The organism is Chryseobacterium salipaludis (genome assembly GCF_022968825.1).
GTDB lineage: Bacteria > Bacteroidota > Bacteroidia > Flavobacteriales > Weeksellaceae > Kaistella > Kaistella salipaludis.
The window spans coordinates 1-9,373 of sequence record NZ_JALHKS010000010.1; the positions used below are offsets into that span (position 1 = coordinate 1).

The 9,373-nt window shown below is 51.9% G+C and carries 6 protein-coding genes and 1 pseudogene; all 7 read right to left on the reverse strand.

Annotation, left to right across the window (positions count from 1 at the left end; genetic code table 11):
* Positions 1 to 269, reverse strand: a pseudogene (locus MVI27_RS11670) (peptidoglycan-binding protein LysM); the annotation flags it as partial.
* A 1,019-nt stretch (positions 270 to 1,288) separates the two neighbouring features.
* Positions 1,289 to 1,918: a LuxR C-terminal-related transcriptional regulator gene (locus MVI27_RS11675; protein ID WP_246962120.1), complete on the reverse strand. Its 630-nt coding sequence runs from the start codon at positions 1,916 to 1,918 to the stop codon at positions 1,289 to 1,291.
* A 5-nt stretch (positions 1,919 to 1,923) separates the two neighbouring features.
* The gene (locus MVI27_RS11680) at positions 1,924 to 2,676 is read right to left on the reverse strand and encodes a sensor histidine kinase (RefSeq protein ID WP_246962123.1); all 753 of its coding nucleotides are present in this window, start codon (positions 2,674 to 2,676) and stop codon (positions 1,924 to 1,926) included.
* 224 nt (positions 2,677 to 2,900) lie between these two features.
* Positions 2,901 to 4,325 (reverse strand): hypothetical protein, encoded by a 1,425-nt coding sequence (locus MVI27_RS11685; protein WP_246962125.1) that lies wholly within the window; start codon positions 4,323 to 4,325, stop codon positions 2,901 to 2,903.
* Between the two features lie 36 nt (positions 4,326 to 4,361).
* On the reverse strand, positions 4,362 to 7,163 hold the full coding sequence (locus MVI27_RS11690; protein ID WP_246962127.1) for a hypothetical protein: 2,802 nt from the start codon (positions 7,161 to 7,163) through the stop codon (positions 4,362 to 4,364).
* A gap of 8 nt (positions 7,164 to 7,171) precedes the next feature.
* Positions 7,172 to 7,969: a fimbrial biogenesis chaperone gene (locus MVI27_RS11695; protein ID WP_246962129.1), complete on the reverse strand. Its 798-nt coding sequence runs from the start codon at positions 7,967 to 7,969 to the stop codon at positions 7,172 to 7,174.
* Positions 7,970 to 8,017: 48 nt separating this feature from the next.
* The gene (locus tag MVI27_RS11700) at positions 8,018 to 8,560 is read right to left on the reverse strand and encodes a peptidoglycan-binding protein LysM (protein WP_246962131.1); all 543 of its coding nucleotides are present in this window, start codon (positions 8,558 to 8,560) and stop codon (positions 8,018 to 8,020) included.
* Between the last annotated feature and the right edge of the window lie 813 nt (positions 8,561 to 9,373).

Consider the following 9,373-nt stretch of genomic DNA (forward strand, 5'->3'; position numbering starts at 1 on the left):
ACTTTTACATCAAATGCTTTGGAAGAGGTTACCACCAGGGAGTTTTTCACGCCGACTGTTTTATCGTTGTTGTAGTCTGTGGTATTGGTATAGTTGAAATCCACCACACCACCGGCAGCCACGCTCCCTGCATCAATAGAGATTACGTCCTGGAGGTTGATGTTCACTGTTGTGGTTGCTTCATTAGAAGAAGACTGTGCGCTCAGGGTGTTTGTGCCCAGAACAGCGAAAGCGAAGAATGCAGCGGAAGACAGGATGAAGTTTTTCATAGTATGGAATTTTTTATTTTTTGATTGTTTTTATCCGATTGATTTAACAGTGCAAATATCGGGTGGCCAGAGGTGGTAATCTGTAGTTGTGCGTGTAATTGGATGTAGTGGGATTACTACAGGGGGGAGTGGAGATTAGAGGGTAGAAATTAGAGGTTAGAGGAAAGCGGAAAGAGGAAAGCGGAAAGAAGGAAGAAGAAGGAGGAGAGATGTGGAGATAATAGACTTGGAGAGAATAGACAGTGGGCGGTAGGTGTACGCTAAAAGCTGTCAGCTATCGGCTGTCGGCGATCAGCAGGGACGGTTTGCGGGTTGTGGGGGGTGGTCGTAGGATAGGAGTAGGGAGTAATTGAGTAGGGAGTAATTGAGTAGGGAGTAATTGAGTGGTTGAGTGGTTGCGGGTTAGCGTTCTCGATACATTTTTCCTACGCTGTGCTTCGTAAAAACACTCGAACTGACGAGGTGCGGGTTGCAAGGTGCGGGTTACGAGGTGGTCGGTGGTCGGTGGTCGGAGGAGTGTCGAGTGATTGAGTAATTGAGTGGGGCGAGATTTCAAAAGAGCGCTGCCGCTCAGGGGGTTACCCTTCGACAAGCTCAGGGACCACTGCGTCGGCTGCGCCTCCTCGCAATGACGAAGGTGCGGGTTGCGAGTTGCGGGTTGCGGGTTTTCAAAGGAGCGCTGCCGTTCAGGGGGTTGCTTCGTCGGCGGACGCCTCCTCGCAATGACGAAGGTGGGCTGGCGTTCTCGATACATTTTTCCTGCGCTGCGCTTCGGAAAAACACTCGAACTGACGGGGTTGCGGGTTTTCAAAGGAGCGCTGCCGTTCAGGGGGTTGCTTCGTCGGCGGACGCCTCCTCGCAATGACGAAGGTGTGGGTTGCGGGTTGCAAGGTGCGGGTTACGAGGTGGTCGGTGGTCGGTGGTCGGTGGTTGATGGTGGGTGGTTGGTGGTCAGTGGTCGGTGGTCGGTGGATGGTCGGTGGTCGGTGGTCGGTGGTTGGTGGTTGGTGGTCGGTAGTTTATTGGTAGGTGTCGAGGATGGCAATGAGCTCGGCGAGGGAGTCGATATTGAGTTTTTTGAAAAGCCTATTTTTATAGGTGCTGACGGTGGAGGGATGCAGGTTCATGATGTCTGCAATGGCCGTAATGGTTTGTCCTTCCGCAAGCTTGGAAGCGATCTCCAGCTCGCGATTGGAGAGGTTTTCAATTGGCTTTCGTTTGCTGCCGCTATTGAAAATGACATTTTCTTTCATCTCCTCGCTCAGGTATTTCCCTTTTTGCAACATCGTAGCAATAGCGCGGTGAACCGTGCTTTTCGAGGAGAGTTTGTTCATAAAGCCCTGGGCACCCATCTCGAGGTAGCGCATGGCATAGACATTTTCATCCTGGGAAGAGAAGACCAGTATTTTCAGATCAGGCTGTTTCAGGTCGCGGTAATCGATTGCCTGCTGCAGCGTACCATTGGGCATATTGGCATCTACGACGGCCAGGTCAAACGCGGCGGTGGCGATCTGTTCTTTGAGTTGCTGAAAATCTTCGGCTTCGGTGAATACAGCCTGGGGCCAGCCTTCTTTAATAAGCTGTATCATGCCAATTCGCACAATGCCGTGATCATCGGCGACCAATACTCTGAGTTTATTATCCTGCATAAATCTTATCTTTCATTTTGCGGCAGCCATACAGCAACCGCCGTGCCTTTTCCGGGCTGAGAGGACACAGTAAGTCTGCCACCGAGTTGGCGGGCGAAGGTGTCGGCGATTTTCAGGCCCAAACCGGCACCGGTTTCGCCAGCGGTACCGTTGTAGCGCGCACTGCCGAGCACAAACAACTGCCCCAGCTGCTCTTCTGTCATGCCGGTTCCTGTATCGGAAACGGAAATTACCACCTGTTCCTCTCTGAACTGCAGTTTCAGGTCAATATTCTGGCCGGGATGTGAAAACTTTACCGCATTCTCCAGTAGGGCCAGCAGAATATAACGCAGGAGCACCCGATCGGTAACCAGTACAGCATCGTGCGGTACATCGATTTGCAATGTGAGTTGTTTGGCGTCCAGTCTTGCATGCAGCCTCTCACTTAGTTCTTTTACCAGGGCCTGCAAGTCAACCTCCTCGTTTTGAGGTTCAAAGTCCTCAAGCTGCGTGCGGATATAGGCATTCGAGTCTTCCAGCATTTTAAGGTTGGTGGCCGCATCGGCTTCGAGACGGACGAGAAGCTGAAAAAACTGCTTATCGTCAATAGTTCCTTCCCTGTGTGCGGAAATAAGCATCTGCAGTGTGGTAAAGGCATTGCGCAAATCGTGGGTCAGCAGGGAAAGCCAACCCACAAAGCGGCTGTTTTCGCGGCGGAGCCGTTCATTTTCCTGGTGCAGTGCCTCGCCGGGTTGCATGCCAGGTTCTGTGTTTGTCATCTGTTTATACTTGTGGACGGCGTGTGCGGAACCCGTCGGCCAACCAGCCAGGACATGAGGATACGCGCTAACTGCCTATATAGCGGCGCAATATTACGCAATTAGCTGTTAAAAAGCAAATGGCAGCCAGACGCAGCCTGGCCCAGACAAGCGCAGGTGTTTAATTTTCACAGCGGATTTTGAGCAGAAGGAGCCGCGGTACAGGCGATGGCAACTTCTGCCTTCTACAACGCCGTGAAAGTATAAATAACGCGTGCGGTATACTGGCCCCGCTCCTTGCTGGTAAGCTGTTGCGCAGCGTATGCCGGGATGGCGTAGGTTACATCAAAAGCTTTGTCAAGCACCGGCAGGGCGTTGGACAAAAGTTTTTGCGGAGTGGTAGTCAGCGGTACGGCACCACCGCCATCGAGACTGATTTCAAAGACAGAAGCAGGAATTGATGAATTAACGCCGGCAGACTGCAGGTTGGGTGCTCCGGCGCGCACGTAGAGTTCGAAATTTTCGTTATTGGACACCACCAAATGCCCGGGCAAACGGCGCGATTGTCCCTGCTGATAATCGGCAGCGGTGCTGAAACGGAAAGAAACGTCGCGGCTGGCAGCCGGTATTTTCACTTCAGAAAGCGGCGGTACCCGAACGGTAAAATCTGCATTTTGAGTAGCGGCCACACTGTTATCGGAAGCTTTTGCCTGTAGGCTGAGCCGGAAAGTGTACGTACCGGCTTCGAAGAAATCCCGTCGCAGATCGGCAGGAGCTGCCCGCAGTTGCAGATCAAAGCCTGTCCGGTTCCCCGGTTCCGGCTCGATCACCGCCGACGTCACATTTTTCCAGTTCGCAGACAAGGGGGTTGTTATTGTCCGGTTGTCTGCGCCCGACAGGGTGATGGTCCCGATATTGCGTGTACCGCGAACGCCCTTGGAGGAAACAAAAGTGATCTGTGGTGAGGCGCTGGCCCAGAGGCTGAAGGGAACTGTGGTGGCGAGGGTGGTGGTGCCTAAGGCAACGCCCTGCGGCGCGGAGATTCGAAAGTAATCGAGAGCGGTAATGTCAAAATTCCGGACAGGCATCTCTGCAATCCAAGAGAGGGCAGCTGGTACGGAGAGCCGCAGGCGCATATTGGCCGGTGTAAAGTTTACACTGTAGACACCGCCGGTGTAGTTATGTGTCAGGTTCATGAAATAATCACCGGCGCGAAAGGTGTTGGCTGCAAAACGGTCCGGTGTAATCCTAAAATTAAAATAGACCGCGCCAGGGTTATAGCCGCCGGAAGGTGAATCAGGTTCGTACCAGTTTTGGTCGGAAGTGCTGAAATACTGATAATCCGGCAGGACGTCTCCGCGCAGAAACGGCGCTTTGACCCCGCCGATGGAGGAAAGTTGCCAAAGCAACACCTCGGAGGGCAGCGTGGCCGCGCCGCTGCCGGCCTGCGCGAACCGTGTCCCCGACACGGACCTGATGGCAGGCGGCACCATCCGGTACCAAAACCAGAAGCCCGTATACCGCCAGGAATTATTCCCATTGGTATTCATTACCGGCTGCGTGGAATTAAACAGGGTGCGGTTGAAAATATCAGCTGCCGTGATCGGTACGATGATTTCCTGCGCAGACAGGCTGAGGCAGCTCCCCGCGCTCAACAGGAGTGCAGCCATTTTATTTTTCACATTGCATTTCATGGGGCGGTCATTTTAAAATCGTTTTACCCGTACTTCAGTATCTTTTTTCCGGTAGCGGAATACGAGTTCTGCCAGTTCTTTTTCAGGGTCCAGGCGCACTGTCTGGCTGGGGTTTTCATAGGTAAACTGGTCACTCTGAATATAAATTTCATACGTACCCGGCGCGAGCAGAAATTCAAAACGATCCTGCTGGTCGACGACGGTAGTGTACACCTTGCCCGCTGTGTCGCGTGCATATACGTTTGTGCCGACGGCAGAGGTTAGGACCTTATCATATTCCTGCCGCAGTTCCTGCATCCGGCCGGCAATCCGTATTTTCTGAACAGTGCCCAGCTTTTTACGGATATTCGAAGTTACATTTAACGTAAATTCAGTAGAGGGAACTCCTTCCTTATCGGTTATACGCAGGGTATACGTGCCGGACGGTACATTGAGAAAGGAGACTTTTCCCTGGCGATCGGTTCGGGCTATATATTTGTCGAGGCGCACGAGTTGCTCTGCGACGGGCGGTTCCCCGTCATCGACAAGTCCGTTGGAATTCCGGTCTTCAAACAGCTGCAGCGCCACTTTATAATTACCCTGTTCGGTTGCGGTATTAAAATATTTTTTAATTCCCAGCCGGAACTGATAGTTGCTGCCCCGATATCCACTGGTGATCAGGGTGCGAAAATCACCATAGTTAACAAAGGCTGTCGCGGCCCAATTCGACTTTGTTTTATACTCCAGCTGGGCATTCAGCACGGTATTGATGTTGTTATATAACTGCGAATAATTGAAGCCGGCAGACAGGTTGGCTACTAAGGGAAAGTCCGTTTTCCGCAAGGCATACGAGGCGTAAACATTGTAGTTGGTAAACTGTTCAATGGGCTGTCCATCCGCAGGCAGTTCGGTTACATACAGCGGGTTATGCTGTACAGTTCCTGTGACGGAAAGTTCCCGGTACCGATAGGAGGCGGTGGCACGAAGGCTGCTGAACCAGTCTGTTCCCCCATGCCGGGCGTAAGAATACTCGGCGCTCAGGTTTATATTATGTGCACCAAAGACAGTGGAGGCAGAGGACTGAAGCCGGTAGGCAAGCAATTCGCGGACAAAGGTATTGTTTTCGGAACGCTGCTGTTCCACCCGCGGTGCCCACATAAAGTTCCAGCGGTGCCAGCCCACCTGCCAGCCAAGCGTTGCAGACCGGGTACTATAGTAGTACCGCGGATACAGCAGCGGTTCGGTTACCAGATCTGACACCTGCTGAAAGCCCAGGTATTTCGGTGCTGACCGGTTCTGCTCATAATTCAGGAAGACCGTACTGCCGCCGGATAACTGACGCGACACGCGCTCATTCAGCATCAGTGTACCCCGGGTGAGACCGGTGTAAGCCGAGGTCGCCACCGTATTAAAAGAACTAAAGGCCCAGCTGCCGGCTTTTCCTTCGTAATTGACGGTACCTACTGCCCCGTAGTGGTGGTCACCCCGTATTTTTCCTTCTTCGCTGCTGACGCCTGCTGCCAGCTGCAGCAGATGATCTTTGTGCAACGCCCATCTGTCCGTCCAGTGCGCCTGATGGCTTTCGGTCGCCAACCGCAGATTGTCTTCATACAGATAGGAGATTTTGCCAGCGGTGGGCCGGGTGCGACCATACGAAAATTTGACCCCCGCCATCCGTGCGTTCCGGCTACCGGAAAAATAAGAGCCAAACAGACTGTATTCGTTTTCAAGCGCCAGCGCTTCTATTTCTGAATGAGATCCTATGCCGGCAGCGGCGCGCGCACCGCGCCCGGTAACAGCGTAATCATAGTCAGTACCCTGTATATTTCCGACTCGTAATGCTGTGCGCCCGCGTGTTGCTTCCGCCCAGGTGTCATACACGGAATATAAAGAACTGGTCGGGTAATAATCAGTATTTATATTGAGGCGGCCTTTCCAATCGCCGGCGAGCGTAAGAGCTTTATTGGCCCGAAGATTCAGCATGTCATAGCCTCCGCTGTAACCCGTATAATTAAGTTCAGCAAAATTTTCCAGCGACATGGAATTGAAGACAGGCGTGAGCTGGCGGTTTGCGGTGAGGACGGTATACATAATTTCAGTATATCCTACCTGCTCATCACCACCCTGATCGCGGGCTGTGATGGAAATCCGATATTCAGGATAGCGGAGTGTCTGACGCGGGGTATTCACGGTCAGTTCTATTCTTTTCTGTTCCAGCGGGCCCAGGGTCAGGGTCTGCCGGGGAGCACTCAGGACCAGGGCTTCCGGTTCTGTTTTTATGCTTATTTCCAAAGACCGGTCTGCAAAGCCCCGGTTCTCCACCACAAAGGAAATGATGGTGTGTGGCTGTGCGGCATCTGCATAGATCTCCCGTTGGAGCGGCATCAGGATAATGTCACGGAATTCTTCTTTTTGCAAGCTGAACGAGGCAGTGGCCTGCTGCGGGCCTGCGGAGGAGGTGTACTGAATCGAATAGGTTAAGTCGCGCACATTCTGCTTTAAAAAGGCAGTATTTGCCAACATTTTAAGCGGCAGACGGGCGGTATTCCCAGGAGCCAGCTTTACGGGAGCTTTCGGGTTCAGCAGTGCGCCGGCATAATCCAGGACCGGTGTAACAGCCGTAACAGAAAGGGTGTCGGCAGCGGTGTTATGGAGGACCAGCACGTTGGAAAAAGTAGCATTTCTGCTTACCTGTACAGAATCCACGGCCCAGACAGCCTTTAGCGGGGCCGGCTGCTGCTGTGCCCGCAAGTGTGGTGCGGCCAGCAACGCTGTGAGGATGCAAAAGAAAAGGTGATTCCGGACTGCCGTGGGCAGACGGCATATTCTCGACATTCCCGGCATTACAGTTTCAACTCTTTTTCGCCTACACGCAGGTCATTGGAGCCTGCCATTCTAATAAGCGCCACTCCCAGGTAGTCGCCCTTCGGCACTTCGCCTAATGAAAAAACTGTTTTCTGAGCAGTCCCCGGCAACATGGAAACGGGTACGGCCGGCAGTTTGATCTCGGCACCGGTAGCGGCGTTGGTCAGTTCGAATTCAATGGTAGCATCAAGGACCGTATTGCCCTGGTTAGAGAAGGCAATTTCCAGCGTCCGGTCAGCAGCATTAAAATTCATAGCCGTAATCTCTGCGTTTTTTTCGGTGTTAGCAGGCGGCGTATTGTACAGGTGCAAGCCCAGCTCAAAGAGGGTAATGATTCCCAGACCCTGGCGGGCGGAAGAGGTGATATCTTCCTGCGAAGGCAACTGGGTGAAAAATAACATGCTGTTGGTCACCTCAGAAGCAGAAGCCTGCTTAGGAACACGCATGGTGACGACTACCTCTTTAGAAGTTCCCGCGGGTACGGTTACAGAACTCTGAACCGTAGACATCCAGGCGGCATTGGAGGTTTTTAAAGCCCCTCTATCATAATATACTTTATCGCCGTCTTCTTTGCGGTCCCAGTCTTTGTAATGTAAACTAAAGGTGTAATCCTTGGCAGAACCATTGTACAGGGTTACGGTCTGGGACTGAACTTCACCCGGATTACCGCTAAAAAACAGACGGGTAGGAGACATGGAAAGTCCCTGTGCGGTCAATGCAGCGCCGGAAGAGAGGAAGATGAGGAATAAAGCAAGATATGATTTTAAGAGATTCATTTCAAATAATTTTAAAAACAAAATTACAAAATTAGGAGCGATTCTTTTTTACAGAGCGACTGCTGTATAGGTAACGGTTTGGGTATAGGTGCCGGGGCGTTTTCCAAAGATATCAGTTTTTGCTTTAGCGGCCGTAATGCTGTACTCGATATCCAGCGATTTTGCAGTACCTGCCGTAGCGTCGGACACCAGAACCTGGTCGGTTGATGATAAATTAAGCGTCTTGTATTGTCCGTCCATCGTTCCACCGGCTACTGCTCTGATCCGAAGGGTACTGACCGGTATGGTGTTTTCCCCGTTTTGAAAGAAAGCACCTGCGGCTTTTACTTTAACTTCGAAGTTGCTGGTTGAAGTCACCATCAGGGCTGCCGGCCGGCGTACCGTTTTTGCGCTATTATAATCTGCAGCCGTCTTATAGCTAAAATCCAGGATATCCCCGGCAGCGGTGCTGCCGTTCTCGATTGAAATCACATCTTCCAGTACCAGGGTCACATTGGCAACAGCTGAGGTCTGCGCGTGCGCGGCAGTACCAAAACACAGCGCTGTCAGGCAAATGACCAGTAGGTGGATATGGATTTTGAATGTGTTCACGAAGATCTGTTAATACGCAGTGCGTTCCTGTTATTTGTGCTACAAAGGTCGGTCTTGGTGAGGTGATGAGGTGTAGTAAGGGTTGTAAATGGGTGTAGTGGGATTACTACAGAGGAGGGTAGAAATTAGAGGGTAGAACTTAGAGGTTAGAAGTTAGAGGATAGAGGTTAGAAGAAAGAGAAAAGAGAATAGACTTTAAGATAATAGACGGGCTGGCGGTAAACCAAAAGCTGTAAAGGCGAACAATTATCGGCCGTCAGCAGGTGCGAGGCGCGGGTTCAAAGCAGCGAAGTAAGGAGAGCGGAAGTGGTAGGCAGTCGGTGGTCAGTGGCGGGTGGTCAGTAGTCAAGTAACTGAGTGATGGAAAGTGCGTGTTACGGGGTGCCGGTTGCGGGTTGCGGGGGGGAATTAGAAATTAGAAATTAGAGGTTAGAAGTTAGAAGAAAGAAGAAAGAAGAAAGAAGAAAGAAGAAAGAGAAAAGAGAATAGACTTTAAGATAATAGACGGGCTGGCGGTAAACCAAAAGCTGTAAAGGCGAACAATTATCGGCCGTCAGCAGGTGCGAGGCGCGGGTTCAAAGCAGCGGAGTAAGGAGAGCGGAAGTGGCAGGCAGTCAGTGGCGGGTGGTCAGTAGTCAAGTAACTGAGTGATGGAAAGTGCGTGTTACGAGGTGCCGGTTGCGGGTTGCGGGGGGGTCGGTGGTCGGAGGAGAGGAGTGATTGAGTGGTCGGTGGTTGGAGGAGAGGAGTAGGGAGTAATTGAGTAATTGAGTGGGGCGGCATTTCAAAAGAGCGGTTCTGTTCAGGGAACTA

Coding starts and splice junctions, on each gene's coding strand:
- MVI27_RS11675 (WP_246962120.1), bottom strand. CDS start 1,918: ATGCAGGATAATAAACTCAGAGTATTGGTCGCCGATGATCACGGCATT.
- MVI27_RS11680 (WP_246962123.1), bottom strand. CDS start 2,676: ATGACAAACACAGAACCTGGCATGCAACCCGGCGAGGCACTGCACCAG.
- MVI27_RS11685 (WP_246962125.1), bottom strand. CDS start 4,325: ATGGCTGCACTCCTGTTGAGCGCGGGGAGCTGCCTCAGCCTGTCTGCG.
- MVI27_RS11690 (WP_246962127.1), bottom strand. CDS start 7,163: ATGTCGAGAATATGCCGTCTGCCCACGGCAGTCCGGAATCACCTTTTC.
- MVI27_RS11695 (WP_246962129.1), bottom strand. CDS start 7,969: ATGAATCTCTTAAAATCATATCTTGCTTTATTCCTCATCTTCCTCTCT.